Here is a 16,443-nt window from a genome sequence, read left to right on the forward strand (position 1 = left end):
AATATGAAACCTGTCATCATCAAAAATATCGAGATCGGCAAAGACCTACCTAAAATTGCCGTGCCGCTGGTGGCCGCCAATACGCAGGAATTGGAGCAGGCTTTGCGCGTATTGAAAGAGACGGCTTTTGACATTATTGAATTTCGTGCGGATTTTTTCCAAGAGGCGCTTGATGCCGATTTTATTGCCGAGCAATTAGGCATTGTCCGACAGGCTTTTCCTGACAAACCTTTGCTGTTTACGTTTAGAAGGGCGCAAGAGGGTGGCAATACGCCTTGTTCTGACGACTATTATTTTGAATTATTGGAAAAAATCATCCGTTCCAAACAAGCCGATATTATCGACATCGAGCTTTTTGCCCAAGAAAGCGGCGTAAAAAAAGCCATAGCTTTGGCGCATAAATATCAAACTGCCGCCTTACTTTGTAATCACGATTTCCAAGCCACGCCGTCTATGGCAGACATTACAGGCCGTCTGAAAACAATGGCCGAGTGGGGCGCGGATATCTGTAAAATTGCCGTGATGCCGCAATCGCCGCAAGATGTATTGACCTTATTACAGGCAACATATAATGTTTCACAAATTATCGACCGCCCGATTATTACTATGTCTATGGGTAAAATCGGAGCTGTCAGCCGCTTGGCCGGCTCGACTTTCGGCTCGGCCGTTACCTTTGGTGCGGCACAAAAAACGTCTGCCCCCGGCCAAATTGATGCCAACGAATTAAGGAAAATTTTGGCGATTTTGGGGTAGTTTAATTATTAATATTCAAGGCCGTCCGAAAAATATTTTTCAGACGGCCTGATTTTTTTAAATTTATTTCTTTTAATTTTAAATAAAACCTGTAACAATAGGCTTCCTATTTTAATAACTAGAGGAGAAATAAAATGACTACTACTAAAGAAAACCTGGCGAATCCAGGTCCAGTAGGCCTGTGTGGCTTTGCATTGACAACTTGGTTGCTCAGTCTGATTAACGGCGGCTTTTTTACTGCTCAAGAGGGTGTCGGCTTAGTTTTGGGCATGGCTCTCGCCTTTGGTGGTATCGCCCAAGTTATTGCCGGTATGTTTGAGTTCAAGAAAGGCAATACGTTTGGCTTTACCGCTTTTATCAGCTATGGTGCCTTCTGGTGGACATGGGCTTTGTTTACCATCTTTTTCAAAGGTGAAACAGCCCCGGCATTTATCGGTTGGTATCTCTGCGTATGGGGTATGTTTTCGCTGATGATGTTTGTGGCCACTTTGACCAAGCCTAAAGTATTGAGCGGTATTTTCTTTTGCTTGACGCTGACTTTCTTTGCTTTGGGTATTGGCGATGGTATGCAAAACCACAGCATCGTCCATATCGGCGGTTGCTTAGGCTTGGTAACTGCACTTGGCGCGTTCTACTTGGCAGCGGCAGAGGTCATCAACGAATCTTTCGGCCGTACTGTTTTGCCGGTTGGCGAGCGTAAATAAGCTTAACCATACAAAATGCCGTCTGAACAGTGGACATGAAATCAAAGATTTCGACCACAATGTTCAGACGGCATTTTTTATTTGTCTTCAAATAAATCGACATCAAATAAATCCGGCTCTTTGATGCGCTCTCGACAATCAAGCTTGATGTCTTCAGTAACCCGACAGCAGCACGGCAAAATTTCTCCGGGCGCGACAAAAGCGAGTGGAAAATTATCATAAGAGACTTTCCCATCCAAGATTTTGACACGGCATGAACCGCAATAACCGCTGCGACATTGGTATTCAACTTCGTGTCCGGTGCGCTCCAAGCCCTCCAATAAGGTTTCGCCTTGTTGGAGTTGGAAGGTTTTGTCGTGTGTGCTAATGAGTGCCATGTGTGTTTTAGGGCATAGAGGCCGTCTGAACAATGTTTCAGACGGCCTTAAATATATAAATTCAAATAATCAAGCCTTTTTCCCACAAGGCCAAAACGACATGAAGCTGGCTGTTATATTTTTTTTCATTACCCACAATTTCGCGCCAGAAAACGGATTTTTTCTGATTTGCCCATTCGGGATCATTTTTTAAAAGGCTGACCGCTGCAACGGCATATTCTCCGTTTTTGGAATGTTTGGTTTTGACTTTTTCCGGGTTGATTCCTTTAACCAACCCCGCACGACACAATCCCAAAAATGCATTCTTTGGGCATCCTTTTTTTCTAATTGACTCCTTGATGGGAAATAATGCCGCAATCTCTGTCCAAGCTTGTTCCATATCTTCATATTTAGAATATGATTCAGCTGCTTTTACCGCAATGTCGCCATAAATCTTCATTTTTGGTTATACCTTGAGGATTGAAAAGAGATTTTCAGACGGCCGGTTACGCCCAAAGGCCGTCTGAAACGCGGTTTACAGCTCGAAATCGCCCAAATCGTCGGCATTAACTTCCGAATCAATCTGACCAATCAGGTAAGAGGAAATTTCCACTTCCTGCGGCGCAACCTGTACGTTGTCGGACGACAGCCACGCGTTAATCCACGGAATCGGGTTTTGGGTCGCACCTTCGAATCCGGCGGGCAGACCGACCGCCTGCATACGCAGGTTGGTGATGTATTCGACGTATTGCGCCAAAATTTCCTTGTTCAGACCGATCATCGAACCGTCTTTAAACAGATAGGCAGCCCATTCTTTTTCCTGCTCCGCCGCTTTTTTGAAGAGTTTGAAACATTCGTCCTGCAATTCGACGGCGATTTCCGCCATTTCAGGATCGTCGGCACCGGCGCGCATCAGGTTGAGCATATGCTGGGTGCTGGTCAAGTGCAGGGCTTCGTCGCGGGCAATCAGTTTGATGATTTTGGCGTTGCCTTCCATCAACTCGCGCTCGGCAAAGGCAAACGAGCAGGCGAATGAAACATAGAAACGGATGGCTTCTAACACGTTGACGCACATCAGGCAAAGATAGAGTTTTTTCTTCAACTCGCGCAAAGACACGGTAACGAGCTTGCCGCCGACATTGTGCGTCCCTTCACCCAACAGATTGTAATACTGGGTGTATTCGATTAAATCATCGTAATAACAGGCGATGTCTTCGGCGCGGGCAATGATGTATTCGTTCTGCACGATGTCGTCGAACACGACCGAGGGATCATTCACAATATTGCGGATAATGTGGGTATAGCTGCGCGAGTGGATGGTTTCGCTGAAGCTCCACGTCTCAATCCAAGTTTCCAGCTCTGGAATCGACACCAAAGGCAACAAGGCAACATTTGGACTTCGGCCTTGGATGGAATCAAGTAAGGTTTGGTATTTCAGATTGCTGATGAAAATGTGTTTTTCGTGTTCGGGTAAGTTGGCGTAGTCGATACGGTCGCGCGACACGTCAATTTCTTCCGGCCGCCAGAAGAAAGACAATTGCTTTTCAATCAGTTTTTCAAATACTTCGTATTTCTGCTGGTCATAACGGGCAACATTTACTGGCTGACCGAAAAACATCGGCTCTTTGAGCGCGTCGTTTTTGGTTTTGGAAAAGGTGCTGTATGACATGACTAGGTGTTCGCAGGACATGGGTTTTTCTCAGGTTTATTTAAATTTAGGAATTTGGATTTCAGACAACCTTATATGTTTTAAGTAAGGTCGTCTGAATGTATCTGTACATTAAATTCTTGCCTTAAATATAGCTGTTAGTTATAATCCTCCCTAACAACTCCCCCAACTTTGCCAACCTACGCGGTTGGAGCAACAAGGTTGGGGGCTTTCTTTTATCTTTGCCACAATCTCCAGTTTCGCGGATCATTTTCCAAACCCATATCGCGCAAACTTACAGCTTTATTCACGACATCAGGAAACTCATCCAGTAAAGCACGGAGACGGCTTCCCCATTCGGTTCTCGGACAAATAACATCCAACATCCGTTTCATCAAGCAAAAATACACAAACGGTTTATTGATAGACAGTGATTTCCATTCTGCATCAGACAAACCTTTCAAGCTGGCTTTAAACGTAATGTCTCTATTCCATAATCGACTGTGATGTGCCGAAACGTTGCGAATAAAGTTAAATGCGTGCAGATGTGTTTGTAGATGCTTACCATCTTTCAAACGATACAATTTGGCAATAGGGTCTTTATCTTTATTCAACATCCCTTTATACAGCATAGACATCGTGCCGAAATCCCATACTTCGCAGGCTACCCAGACAGGTAAGTCGGCATAATGTTCCAAATGATGTTTAACAAAACTGGTTTTCTTTTCGCGCTCGACCAGCTTGTTATGCCTATCCAGCCATTCAGCATGGTCGAAGCCTGGGGTAGAATATTTGCTATCCTTGTAAGCCAAGGGACCATGCCGCCCCAATGTATGGGCAATATTTACCCGAAGAGCTACTTCAATTCTTTCCAGTGCATCTAATGCCAATTGCCGCAATTTCTTATCGAACATATAAAGGCTTTTGACATCTTCAAAACGAGTATCTGTAATAAACTCATCCAACCTGCTCTTAGGATTTTCAGGAGCAAATTGTCGGAAAGAGTAAAAATAACCGCTTAATCGGTAATAACCGATGGTGCGTAAATATCCTAATGCCTTTTTCTCATCATCAATCTGCAATCCTCTACTTCTCAGAATTTCCAACTGCTCATCGTAAGATTTCCAAAGCTTGGGTTCTTTTATCTGCTTGCTTTGCATAGCCTGTTTCACTTTCAAATAGGTTAATTGCAAAGTTAAATCTTACAAGCCCCGCCTGCGCAGCCGTCATCCTGAATATCAGTCTGCGTATCGTCCGCTCCGTCGCGGGTGTTGTGGTAGTACAGGGTTTTGACGCCGTATTTGTAGGCAGTCAGCAGGTCTTTGAGCATTTGTTTCATGGAAACTTTGTTGCCTTCGAATTTGCCCGGGTCGTAGGCGGTGTTGGCGGAAATCGCCTGATCGACGAATTTTTGCATCACGCCGACAAGTTTCAGGTAGCCTTCGTTGCCCGGAAGCTGCCACAGGGTTTCGTAGGCGTCTTTCAGGGTTTCAAATTCGGGCACGACCTGTTTCAGGATGCCGTCTTTCGATGCTTTGACCGTTACCAGTCCGCGCGGCGGTTCGATGCCGTTGGTGGCGTTGGCGATTTGCGAGCTGGTTTCAGACGGCATGAGTGCGGTCAGTGTAGAGTTGCGCAGACCGTATTTGACGATGTCGGCGCGCAGGCTTTCCCAGTCGCACAATAGCGGTTCGCTGCACACGGCATCCAAGTCTTTTTTATAGGTGTCGATGGGCAGTTTGCCTTGCGAATAAACGGTTTGGTTGAACAGCGGGCATGCGCCGTATTCTTTGGCGAGGTTCACCGATGCTTTGAGCAGGTAATACTGCATGGCTTCAAAGGTGCGGTGGGTCAAGCCGAGCGCGGAATCGTCGCTGTAACGGACGCCGTTTTTCGCCAGATAATAGGCGTAGTTGATGACACCGATGCCGAGCGTGCGGCGGTTCATGGTCGCGGTGCGGGCGGCTTCGACCGGATAGTCTTGATAATCCAGCAAGGCATCGAGTGCGCGCACGGTCAAATCGGCAAGCCCTTCCAGCTCGTCCAAGCTGTTTAATGCGCCCAAGTTGAAGGCAGACAGGGTACACAGGGCGATTTCGCCGTTCGGATCGTTGATGTTATCCAACGGTTTGGTCGGCAGGGCAATTTCCATGCACAGGTTGGACTGGTGAACGGGGGCGACGCGCGGGTCAAACGGGCTGTGCGTGTTGCAGTGGTCAACGTTTTGGATGTAGATACGTCCCGTTCCGGCGCGTTCCTGCATCAGCGTGGAGAACAAATCGGTAGCAGACAAGGTGTACTTGCGGATATTCGGGTCTTGCTCGTATTTCGTGTAGAGACGTTCGAATTCGTCTTGGTCGGCAAAGAACGCGTCGTACAGGCCGGGAACTTCGTTAGGCGAGAACAGCGTGATGTTGCCGCCTTTAATCAGGCGGGTGTACAGCAGGCGGTTGATTTGCACGCCGTAATCAAGCTGGCGAATGCGATTGTCTTCCACGCCGCGGTTGTTTTTCAACACCAACAGGCTTTCGGCTTCGATGTGCCACAGAGGATAGAACAAAGTAGCCGCGCCGCCACGTACGCCGCCCTGCGAGCAGGACTTAACAGCCGCTTGGAACATTTTGAAGAATGGGATACAGCCGGTGTGTTGCGCTTCGCCGCCGCGGATTTCGCTGCCCAAACCACGGATGCGTCCGGCGTTGATGCCGATACCCGCACGTTGGGAAACGTATTTCACAATCGCGCTGGTGGTAGCATTGATGGAATCCAGACTGTCGTCGCATTCAATCAATACACAGCTTGAGAATTGACGGGTAGGCGTACGCACGCCGCTCATAATCGGGGTTGGCAGCGATACTTTGAATGTAGAAACGGCGTCGTAAAAGCGTTTGACGTAATCCAAACGGGTCTCTTTCGGATATTTGCTGAAGAGACACATGGCCACCAAGATGTATAAAAACTGCGGCGTTTCATAAATTTGGCGGGTAACGCGGTTTTGAACCAGATATTTGCCTTCCAGCTGTTTTACGGCAGCATAAGAGAAGGTCATATCGCGGCTGTGGTCGATATAGGCATTCAGCTCGTCGAATTCTTCGCGGCTGTAATCTGCGATGATGTGGCGGTCGTATTTGCCTGCTTCGGTCAGTTTTTTAACGTGATCGTAGAGGTGAGGCGGTTCGAATTCGCCATAAGCGATTTTGCGTAGATGGAAAATGGCGAGGCGGGCAGCCAGATATTGATAATCGGGCGTATCTTGTGAGATCAGGTCGGCCGCGGCCTTGATGATGGTCTCATGGATATCGTCGGTACGGATACCGTTGTAAAACTGAATATGTGATTTGAGCTCGACTTGCGATACGGAGACGTTTTGTAAGCCTTCCGCCGCCCAAGTAACAACACGGTGGATTTTGTCTAAATTAATATCTTCCAAGCGTCCGTCGCGTTTGGTTACTTTAATATTCGTTGCTGCATTCATTGTTCAGTCTCCCCATTAAAAAACACAAGATACGGTATGTGATTGCTTTGAACGGCACAATATAATGTATTTTTCTTTGTTTAACTAGACTTGACAATGCGCTTTTTTCGGGGGCTGATTAAGGAGGGGGAGGGCTCGGACTAGGTTTCATGTGGCTTTGTGGCGATTTGGCATTATTTTGCATTTGCATCACATTTGGTCAGACATTGGCTAGAGGCTTATGAAATAAAGAAATTTATATTCGGCGTCTGTCTAAATGGAAGGTGTGTTAAATTTTGCAAAGCAAGAAGGATAATGTCGTAATTGCTGACACTCGCCTGTCATGCAACACATCAGGCGGTTTGTTGATGTATCAGGCGAGGCATATAATGGGATGACTATCCAACCTAAACCGGGAGCGAATCATGTTGACACTGAAAACTTTAGGTTCTGCACTGGCAGTGGTTGCCGTATTGAGCTTAGGTACTTATTCTGCCGAAGCGGTGGCCAAACCGCATGGCCATCATGTGAGCAAACACCAGCAGGCGAAGAAAAACAAATTGCATCCTGCGTGTAAGAGATACCTTGAGCGCCGTGCCGCTTGGTATCGCTATAAAGGCAATAAGGCCGAGTTGAGAGAAAACCGTAAAGCGGCAAAAGCGTTCCGCGGTTTGCCTTATGCCGAGCAAAAAATTCAATGCCAAGCTGCTTATCAGGCATTTGATGATTTTGATCACGGCAAATTCCGCCGCCGTTAATCGTCTGATTTAAACAAAGGCCGTCTGAATGTTTCAGACGGCCTTTGATATTTATTTCTCAACAATGATTTTGTTTTCGGCTTGAGGCTCGTATTGGGTAGATTCATCACCGTAATACAACACGCCCAGCTTAATGGGGATGCGGCCTTGCGATTTGCGGTGGGCATTGGAATCGCGCAGGGAATAGGCGCAACCGCAATATTCTTGTTGGTAGAAATGCTCACGCTTGCTGATTTCAATCATGCGTGCGCTGCCGCCGCCTTTGCGCCAGTTGAAATCCCAATAAACCAAGTCATCGTACGGCTCGGCAGCGCGATGGCCGCAGCCGTTGATCTGTTTCATGTCTTTCCAGCGTGAAATGCCCAGTGAGCTGGTGAAGACATGAAAGCCGTTTTCATGGGCATATTGAGCCGCTTTTTCAAAACGCATATCGAAACACATGGTGCAGCGGATACCGCGTTCGGGTTCAAATTCCATGCCTTTGGCTTTGGCGAACCATTCTTTACGGTCGTTTTCGTAGTCGTCGTCTTTATCGACAAAGGGGATGCCGAATTTGTCCGCAAAGCGCATATTTTCTTCTTTGCGCAACATATATTCTTTGTGCGGATGGATATTGGGGTTGTAAAAATAAATGGTGTAGTCGATGCCGCTGGCAAGCATGGCTTCCATCACTTCGCCGGAACATGGAGCGCAGCAGGAATGCAGCAAGACTTTTTTATGGCCGCCCGGTGGAACGAGGATAGGGCGGTCAATATCGGTAACGATGGGAGTGTTTAATTCGGTCATGGTTGGATTCTATTTATTGTTAAGTGTTTCAGACGGCCTTGGGTATTGAGGCCGTCTGAAATATAAGATGAAGCATATATTTTAACAGAGCTACACTTTATGGAACAGTTTGCTACTGCTTTTCTTTTTCGTTCAATGGCTTGAACTCTTGCGCATCTAGAGGCGGGGCTGCGAAGATGGTGTCTGGATTGGGGTGTGCCGCAAATTCTGCCAGCAGGTTGCGATAGTCCAGCGACTGCTTCATCAGTTCGGCAGCGGCGGTACGCAGATTGTCCACGTCTTCCGGCGGCAGATAGAAACTGGTCGGGATATTCAACACCTTGTCCCTCAGCTGGGATGGCGGAAGGTCTTTGAGATTCAGGCTGACGAAAGAGAAATAGATGTCTTCGTTCTGTTTGTCTTTGTTCCATTGGTCGACAAAAGCCCTGAAGCGACGCAAAGATTCTTGCGAATGTTGGTCGATCGGGATATTCACGATGGCGGAAACAACATCGCGGAAACCGGGTACGGCCGCGCTTTTATCCAAATCGCTGCTGACTTCGTTTTGGGCATTGACGTTGATGACGACAATATGGCGGATTTTGTTTTGTTTGATTTTATGCGTCAGGAGTTTTTCCGGATACATTTCCGTCATGTCCAAAAGGCTGCGCATACCCAGATTGTCGGTCAAGCCGCCGTCGATAAGGTGGATGTAGGGACGGTTTTTGCTGTCGCTGTATTTTTGGAAACGCTCGAGAAATTCTTTTCGGGTTTGCAGTTGTTTTTTACCGGCTTCGCTGTCGGAGACAATTTGCAGCGGCGGCGTGTATTGGCAATGGCCGCCGTTGTTATTGAGGGTAATCGGTGCAAACACCATCGGCACGGAGCTTGAAGCGGCAACGGCGCGGGCAAGTCGCAAATCGCCCAAGTCGATACACATCGGGTCGAAATATTCTTGCGTGAAATTGAAACGCTCGCCTATGCCCATATCGGTGGCGGAAATGATGGCAAACGGGCCTTTGGCATTTTTTTCCAAATCGCGGAAAGTGGTTTTGCCGAAAAGGTAGTTTTCAAACTGCTCCTGCAACAGATCGCCGCGTCCGTATTCCGGCGAGGCCAATCGGGGCAGGTTGGACATGGAAAATGCTTGTTTGACGACTTGGCGTTGGAAGTTTTGGTGGAGGAAACGTTTATAAAACAAGGGAATGGTTTCTTCGCCCTTGAGTGCAAAATAAGCCGCCAAAACCGATCCGCCGGAGACGCCGACCACCACATCGACATTCGACATCAAAGACTGTTTTTTGCCGCCGATGGTAACCTGTTGCTTATGAAGCTGCTCCAACACGCCATAACCCAAAGCCGCTGCGCGCGTACCGCCACCGGAGAACATCAACACAATAAGCGTATCGTCTTCGTCGTGGTGTTGAAGCCGGCTGGTTTCAAAGCGGTAGCCGCGTTGCAGGTCGACCGTATCAATACCGGCAACAGGCTGATATTTCACCAGCGAGCAGGCGGATAATAGGGCTGCGGAGAGTAGGGAAAGAGCGGATTTAAAAGGGAATTTCGGCATAAACACAGGAAAGTCGGTTGTTCATTCAAAACGGATTATAAAGGTTTTTAGACGGCCTTTATAGAAGGCGGATTTTCAGACGGCCTTTTCGCGTCGATTTTCCGTTATAATCGACACAATCTTTATCTTTCCAAACCCTTATGGCGCAACCAAACCGCATCAACCACGAACCTATCTTTCTGCTTGCTTCCGCCCCGTGGCGCGAGAGCAGCTTGTGGGTGGAGGCTTTCAGCCGCCGTTATGGGCGGGTGGCTTTGTTGGCCAGAAGCGCGCGCAAACGGCAGAGCGAATTGCGCGGCGTGTTGGTGCCGTTTGTGCCGGTGAGCGCGTCTTGGTATGGCTCGCAAGAGTTGAAAACCCTACATCGCGCCGAATGGATAGGAGGTTGGCCGCAGCCGCAGGGCAGGGCTTTGTTCAGCGGATTGTATGTGAACGAGTTAATGCTGAAATTGACCGTCCGCGAAGACCCGTTGCCCGAGCTTTACGATGTTTTGGCAGAAACCATGAAAACCATTTGTTGCGAGGCCAACCATATTGCTGCTTTACGCCGTTTTGAATGGTCGCTACTGACACGCTTGGGCTTTGCCCCCGATTTGTTCCACGATGGCAACGGCAATGAAATCAACGGCGAAGAAACGTATTGGCTCACACCTGAAGAGGCTGTGGTGCCATTGGCAGAGGCCGACCGTTTCCATGCGCTCAATAAGGGCGTTGCCGTATTGGGCGCGACTTTAATCGATTTGAGGGAAGGCAGTTTTGTTCATCAGGAAAGTTTGGGGCAGGCTTTGAAAGTAACGCGGCTTTTGATTGACAACCTTCTACCCGAGGGCATCAAATCAAGACAGGTTTTGCAGCAGTTGCAGCAGTTTGGTTTGGGCAGTTGAATTTTTTCAGACGGCCTTGGATAGGTAAAGGCTCAGGCCGTCTGAAACCTTAATGAAAGGACATTATTATGTTGTTAGGCGTAAACATCGACCATATTGCCACCGTCCGCAATGCGCGCGGTACGATTTATCCCAGCCCTGTCGAAGCGGCGCTGATCGCGGAAACCCACGGTGCAGATTTGATTACCATGCACTTGCGTGAAGACCGCCGCCATATTAAAGATGCGGACGTGTTCGCCGTTAAAAACGCCATCCGCACGCGCCTGAACTTGGAAATGGCGCTGACGGAAGAAATGCTGGAAAACGCGCTCAACGTCATGCCGGAAGATGTGTGCCTCGTACCTGAAAAACGTCAAGAAGTGACCACAGAAGGCGGTTTGGACGTATTGGCACAACAGGATAAAGTGGCCGAGTTCACCAAAATCCTGACCGACGCAGGCATTCGCGTGTCCTTGTTTATCGACGCCGACAACGCACAAATCCAAGCCGCTTATGATGTCGGCGCGCCCGTTATTGAGTTGCACACCGGTGCATATGCCGATGCGCACAGCCACGCCGAGCAAATAAAACAATTCGAGCGCATTCAAAACGGCGCGCATTATGCCAGCGATTTGGGTTTGGTCGTCAATGCCGGACACGGCCTGACCATTCACAACGTTACGCCGATCGCTCAAATCCTCGCCATCCGCGAACTGAACATCGGACATTCACTGATTTCCCAAGCACTCTTCCTCGGCCTGCCAGAAGCTGTCCGCCAGATGAAGGAAGTCATGTTCAGAGCCAGAATGCTGCCTTAACGGCATCAGCCATACCGGCTAAGGCAATTGGCTTTGGCCGGTATTCACACTTTCAGACGGCCTGACTATTTAAACAAGGAGCAGACCCATGATTTACGGAATAGGTACAGACATCGTTTCCCTCAAACGCATTATCCGCCTGAACAAAAAATTCGGACTGGCATTTGCGCAACGCATTCTCAGCCCGGAAGAGCTGTTGGAGTTTCCACAGGCAGGCAAACCGGTCAACTATCTTGCCAAACGCTTTGCCGCCAAAGAGGCTTTTGCCAAAGCCGTCGGTACGGGCATACGCGGCGTGGTGTCTTTCCGCAATATCGGTGTCGGACATGACGCATTGGGCAAACCTGAATTGTTTTTTGCACCGGCTTTGACAAAATGGCTGGAGGAGCAGGGTATCCGAAGCTGCCATCTCAGTATGAGCGATGAAGAGGATACCGTTATGGCTTTTGTCATTGCGGAAAAATAAGGCCGGATTTAAGTAGTCTGAAATAGAAAATCCTTTTCAGACGGCCTGAAGGGTTAGGTATTTGTTGAAGGTCGGGCGTATAGGCCCGACATCGTTTTTTTACGCATAAATCGGCAGGTGTCGCTGCCTGCCGCATATAAGAATAAGCTCATGATGACTGAAGACATACGTCCATTGGTACAAGTGGTTGCCGGAATTTTGCTCGACCAAAACGGCCGCTACCTGCTCAGCTCCCGCCCAGAGGGCAAGCCCTATGCCGGTTATTGGGAATTTGCCGGAGGCAAGGTTGAGGCAGGCGAGAGCGATTTTCAAGCTTTGCAACGCGAGTTTGAAGAAGAACTCGGCATCCGTATCCTTGCCGCTACGCCGTGGCTGACGAAAGTCCATTCTTACGAACATGCACATGTGCGCCTGCATTTTTTATGGGTAGAAGCCGACCAATGGGCAGGTGAAATCCAATCGAGGGAAGGGCAGAAATGGGCATGGCAAAAGGCAGGAGATTTTACCGTTGCGCCGATGTTGCCTGCCAATAGTGCATTGTTACGCTCCCTATCTATTCCGCGCCAGCTTCAAGGCCGTCTGAAAAGCGGCTTGAGCGGTCAAAACAGCATGGGCGAATATCATGTTGTGCCATATCTGTCGGCTCAGCATCAAACCGCATCGGCGGTATTGCTGGATTTTGCCGATTGGCAACAAGGCAAGCCGATAGAAGCGTCCAGCGTGTGGCCAGTCATTGAAAACGCCGAACAATGGTTGCAGGCACAAAATGCTGATGCTGTCGTTTGGAAAGTGGCGAATGAAGCGGCAGCCAAGCAAGTTGTCGATATTTTGGCGCAAGGCGTGGCTATGCCGCTGATTGCGACTGCTCCGGAAAGCATGGTTTCCATTTATCGCGAGCAGTGGCAGAGCATGGGTGCGCATGCCGTTTTGACCGATAATGACATTGAGGCCGTCTGAAATGAGTAAAAATCAAAAACTACTGATTGCCGCTGTTTTATTGATTGTGTTTGCGGCGGCCAAACTGCTGCTTTTGGATTGGTGGCAGCGACAACAGTCAAAAGCGAATGTAGTCGAATGTAGTCTAACACAGGACTGCGTCCTGCCTGACGGTTCAAAAGTGCGTGCAACATCCATCAATACACACGAGCCTTTCGATATTGTGGTGGAGAATGTGCCGAAGAATACGGGCGCGGTCAGTATCAGTTTCAGTATGAAAAACATGGACATGGGCTTCAACCGCTACAACCTGACGCAACAATCGCCGCAAAGTTGGCAGGCTGCGCAAGTCCGCTTGCCGTTTTGCGTCGAAGGCCGCCATGATTACACTGCCGACATTACCATTGGCAAACAGACTTTTCAGACGGCATTTAGTGCAGAGTAGTCATCAGGCAAAGGCCGTCTGAAAAATTAAAGGCAAAAATTTTAATTTTTCAGACGGTATATTTAAAAGTTCCTTACAAATGAATCAATTATAAATTATTTTTAGATAGATTGTTTACAATCATTCTGACTATCAGTCAAAAGTATAAAACGGACAGAAGCTAGGCCACATAAGGATTTGATGTGGTACAGCCTGTCCGTTTTTTACATTTGTTGCAAAAAAATCGTTTATTAATAACTGAATTTTTTATAATTTTTTTGAAAAAAGTGTTTGACAAGACCGGTTTTATTTTTTAAATTTGTTTCCATAAATAAAAACTACATAGCACTACAAAGGAACATCATCATGAATCTGTATCAAACCACTCTCTCTTGTTATAGATTTTCTCCCATCTCTGCCGCTCCCGTCGCTGCCAGCTTATTGGCAGTCCCGACGGTCTGAAGGCTCTCGACCCGAATCCAGTTTCCGCATTCCTACAAACGCTTCGGGTTTTAAAATACCTGTATCTCCAATCGAATTCATATTTTGATTAATAAAAATTAAAAAACGTACGCCTCCGCTTCAGCCTTATTGTATTTATTGGTTTTGATAACTATTTGTATTTATTGATTTTATATTTTTAGATGGTTGATGATTAAAAATTTACAGGCCGTCTGAAAACAGTTTTTAGAACGATTGTTTCTTTTTAAACGGTTCGTTTCAAGTTGTGAAAAAACCGAGCCGTCCGATTAATACTGATAAAAAGTCTATAAAGGAGAAATATGATGAGTCAACACTCTGCCGGAGCACGTTTCCGCCAAGCAGTGAAAGAATCAAACCCTCTTGCCGTGGTCGGTTGCGTCAATGCTTACTTTGCGCGATTGGCTACTCAAAGCGGTTTCAAAGCAATCTATCTGTCTGGCGGCGGCGTGGCAGCCTGCTCTTGCGGTATCCCTGATTTGGGCATTACCACAATGGAAGACGTGCTGATCGACGCGCGACGTATTACGGACAACGTGGATACCCCTTTGCTGGTGGACATCGATGTGGGTTGGGGCGGTGCATTCAATATTGCCCGTACCATTCGCAACTTTGAACGCGCTGGTGTTGCAGCGGTTCACATCGAAGATCAGGTAGCGCAAAAACGCTGCGGCCACCGTCCGAACAAAGCCATCGTTTCTAAAGATGAAATGGTCGACCGTATCAAAGCTGCCGTAGATGCGCGTGTTGATGAGAACTTCGTGATTATGGCGCGTACCGATGCGCTGGCGGTAGAAGGTTTGGATGCTGCTATCGAACGCGCTCAGGCTTGTGTCGAAGCCGGTGCGGACATGATTTTCCCTGAAGCCATGACCGATTTGAAAATGTACCGCCAATTTGCAGATGCAGTGAAAGTGCCTGTATTGGCCAACATTACTGAGTTTGGTTCTACTCCGCTTTATACCCAAAGCGAGCTGGCTGAAAACGGCGTGTCGCTGGTGCTGTATCCTTTGTCATCGTTCCGCGCAGCAAGCAAAGCCGCTCTGAATGTTTATGAAGCGATTATGCGCGATGGCACTCAAGCCGCAGTGGTTGACACTATGCAAACTCGTGCCGAATTGTATGAGCATCTGAACTATCATGCCTTCGAGCAAAAACTGGATAAATTGTTTCAAAAATAAGTAACCGCTTTCAGACGGCCTTTCAACAAATCCGCATCGGCCGTCTGAAAAATAAAACCCATAAAAATACAAAGGAGAAATACCATGACTGAAACTACTCAAACCCCAACGTTCAAACCTAAAAAATCCGTTGCGCTTTCTGGCGTTGCGGCCGGTAATACCGCATTGTGTACCGTTGGCCGTACCGGTAACGATTTGAGCTATCGCGGTTACGACATTTTGGACTTGGCACAAAAATGCGAGTTTGAAGAAGTCGCCCACCTGCTGATTCACGGTCATTTGCCCAACAAATTCGAGCTGGCCGCTTATAAAGCCAAGCTCAAATCCATGCGCGGCCTGCCTATCCGTGTGATTAAAGTTTTGGAAAGCCTGCCTGCACATACCCATCCGATGGACGTGATGCGTACCGGCGTATCCATGCTGGGCTGCGTTCATCCTGAACGCGAAAGCCATCCGGAAAGCGAAGCGCGCGACATCGCCGACAAACTGATCGCCAGCCTCGGCAGCATCCTCTTGTACTGGTATCAATATTCGCACAACGGCAAACGCATTGAAGTTGAAAGCGACGAAGAGACTATCGGCGGTCATTTCCTGCACCTGTTGCACGGCAAACGCCCAAGCGAATCACACATCAAAGCCATGCACGTTTCACTGATTCTGTATGCAGAACACGAGTTCAACGCTTCTACCTTTACCGCCCGCGTGATTGCCGGTACAGGCTCTGATATGTACTCCTGCATTACCGGTGCAATCGGTGCGTTGAAAGGTCCGAAACACGGCGGTGCGAACGAAGTGGCTTACGATATTCAAAAACGCTACCGCAATGCCGACGAAGCCGAAGCCGACATCCGCGAACGCATCGGCCGCAAAGAAATCGTGATCGGTTTCGGTCATCCGGTGTACACCATTTCCGACCCTCGCAACGTGGTCATTAAAGAAGTGGCACGCGGTTTGAGTAACGAAACCGGCGATATGCGCCTCTTTGACATTGCCGAACGCTTGGAAAGCGTGATGTGGGAAGAGAAAAAAATGTTCCCGAATCTGGACTGGTTCTCTGCCGTTTCCTACCAAAAATTGGGCGTACCGACTGCTATGTTCACACCGCTGTTCGTGATTTCCCGTACAACCGGTTGGAGCGCACACGTTCTCGAGCAACGCAAAGACGGCAAAATCATCCGTCCGAGCGCAAACTACACAGGCCCTGAAGATTTGGCATTCGTGGAGATTGAAAACCGCTAATATGCGTAACAGCAGGGTGGGCCGCCTG

Annotated in this window: 17 protein-coding genes; 10 read left to right on the forward strand and 7 right to left on the reverse strand. The window is 48.2% G+C overall.

What is annotated here, in order from left to right; genetic code table 11:
• The first annotated feature begins 3 nt into the window (after positions 1 to 3).
• Positions 4 to 753: a type I 3-dehydroquinate dehydratase gene (gene aroD, locus FAH66_RS03895; RefSeq protein WP_137040754.1), complete on the forward strand. Its 750-nt coding sequence runs from the start codon at positions 4 to 6 to the stop codon at positions 751 to 753.
• 134 nt (positions 754 to 887) lie between these two features.
• The gene (locus tag FAH66_RS03900; RefSeq protein ID WP_137040755.1) at positions 888 to 1,457 is read left to right on the forward strand and encodes an acetate uptake transporter; all 570 of its coding nucleotides are present in this window, start codon (positions 888 to 890) and stop codon (positions 1,455 to 1,457) included.
• Between the two features lie 77 nt (positions 1,458 to 1,534).
• Here the strand turns inward: FAH66_RS03900 and yfaE are convergent, their stop codons facing one another.
• The 5 genes from yfaE to nrdA all read right to left on the reverse strand — a co-directional run bounded on the left by yfaE (position 1,535) and on the right by nrdA (position 6,936).
• Complete coding sequence (gene yfaE / locus FAH66_RS03905) at positions 1,535 to 1,834, reverse strand: class I ribonucleotide reductase maintenance protein YfaE (RefSeq protein ID WP_003686421.1); 300 nt, start codon at positions 1,832 to 1,834, stop codon at positions 1,535 to 1,537.
• A gap of 61 nt (positions 1,835 to 1,895) precedes the next feature.
• Complete coding sequence (locus FAH66_RS03910) at positions 1,896 to 2,273, reverse strand: DUF6979 family protein (RefSeq protein ID WP_036473287.1); 378 nt, start codon at positions 2,271 to 2,273, stop codon at positions 1,896 to 1,898.
• A gap of 75 nt (positions 2,274 to 2,348) precedes the next feature.
• On the reverse strand, positions 2,349 to 3,482 hold the full coding sequence (gene nrdB, locus FAH66_RS03915) for a class Ia ribonucleoside-diphosphate reductase subunit beta (RefSeq protein ID WP_137041604.1): 1,134 nt from the start codon (positions 3,480 to 3,482) through the stop codon (positions 2,349 to 2,351).
• A 215-nt stretch (positions 3,483 to 3,697) separates the two neighbouring features.
• Positions 3,698 to 4,621, reverse strand: coding sequence for an Abi family protein (locus tag FAH66_RS03920; protein ID WP_208648086.1), 924 nt, complete (start codon positions 4,619 to 4,621; stop codon positions 3,698 to 3,700).
• Positions 4,622 to 4,656: 35 nt separating this feature from the next.
• The gene (gene nrdA / locus FAH66_RS03925; RefSeq protein WP_137040757.1) at positions 4,657 to 6,936 is read right to left on the reverse strand and encodes a class 1a ribonucleoside-diphosphate reductase subunit alpha; all 2,280 of its coding nucleotides are present in this window, start codon (positions 6,934 to 6,936) and stop codon (positions 4,657 to 4,659) included.
• 404 nt (positions 6,937 to 7,340) lie between these two features.
• On the opposite strand from nrdA, the gene FAH66_RS03930 reads away from it, so the two are divergent.
• The gene (locus FAH66_RS03930) at positions 7,341 to 7,673 is read left to right on the forward strand and encodes a stress response protein (protein ID WP_137040758.1); all 333 of its coding nucleotides are present in this window, start codon (positions 7,341 to 7,343) and stop codon (positions 7,671 to 7,673) included.
• A gap of 51 nt (positions 7,674 to 7,724) precedes the next feature.
• On the opposite strand, the gene FAH66_RS03935 is transcribed toward FAH66_RS03930, so the two are convergent.
• Complete coding sequence (locus FAH66_RS03935) at positions 7,725 to 8,459, reverse strand: epoxyqueuosine reductase QueH (RefSeq protein WP_004464372.1); 735 nt, start codon at positions 8,457 to 8,459, stop codon at positions 7,725 to 7,727.
• Positions 8,460 to 8,571: 112 nt separating this feature from the next.
• On the reverse strand, positions 8,572 to 10,008 hold the full coding sequence (locus FAH66_RS03940; protein WP_137040759.1) for a patatin-like phospholipase family protein: 1,437 nt from the start codon (positions 10,006 to 10,008) through the stop codon (positions 8,572 to 8,574).
• A gap of 140 nt (positions 10,009 to 10,148) precedes the next feature.
• Between FAH66_RS03940 and recO the strand changes: the two genes are divergently transcribed.
• The 7 genes from recO to prpC all read left to right on the forward strand — a co-directional run bounded on the left by recO (position 10,149) and on the right by prpC (position 16,415).
• The gene (gene recO / locus FAH66_RS03945) at positions 10,149 to 10,892 is read left to right on the forward strand and encodes a DNA repair protein RecO (protein WP_070824286.1); all 744 of its coding nucleotides are present in this window, start codon (positions 10,149 to 10,151) and stop codon (positions 10,890 to 10,892) included.
• 68 nt (positions 10,893 to 10,960) lie between these two features.
• Entirely contained in the window at positions 10,961 to 11,689 is a 729-nt protein-coding gene (gene pdxJ / locus FAH66_RS03950) for a pyridoxine 5'-phosphate synthase (protein WP_070814162.1), read from the forward strand.
• Positions 11,690 to 11,777: 88 nt separating this feature from the next.
• On the forward strand, positions 11,778 to 12,155 hold the full coding sequence (gene acpS / locus FAH66_RS03955) for a holo-ACP synthase (RefSeq protein ID WP_003686416.1): 378 nt from the start codon (positions 11,778 to 11,780) through the stop codon (positions 12,153 to 12,155).
• A 153-nt stretch (positions 12,156 to 12,308) separates the two neighbouring features.
• Complete coding sequence (locus tag FAH66_RS03960) at positions 12,309 to 13,112, forward strand: NUDIX domain-containing protein (protein ID WP_244285052.1); 804 nt, start codon at positions 12,309 to 12,311, stop codon at positions 13,110 to 13,112.
• Between the two features lies 1 nt (position 13,113).
• The gene (locus tag FAH66_RS03965) at positions 13,114 to 13,536 is read left to right on the forward strand and encodes a hypothetical protein (RefSeq protein WP_137040761.1); all 423 of its coding nucleotides are present in this window, start codon (positions 13,114 to 13,116) and stop codon (positions 13,534 to 13,536) included.
• 764 nt (positions 13,537 to 14,300) lie between these two features.
• Complete coding sequence (gene prpB / locus FAH66_RS03970; RefSeq protein WP_002233567.1) at positions 14,301 to 15,176, forward strand: methylisocitrate lyase; 876 nt, start codon at positions 14,301 to 14,303, stop codon at positions 15,174 to 15,176.
• 84 nt (positions 15,177 to 15,260) lie between these two features.
• Positions 15,261 to 16,415, forward strand: coding sequence for a bifunctional 2-methylcitrate synthase/citrate synthase (gene prpC / locus FAH66_RS03975; RefSeq protein WP_070747779.1), 1,155 nt, complete (start codon positions 15,261 to 15,263; stop codon positions 16,413 to 16,415).
• Positions 16,416 to 16,443: the final 28 nt, after the last annotated feature.

Origin of the sequence: Neisseria subflava, from assembly GCF_005221305.1 — a bacterium.
GTDB lineage: Bacteria > Pseudomonadota > Gammaproteobacteria > Burkholderiales > Neisseriaceae > Neisseria > Neisseria subflava.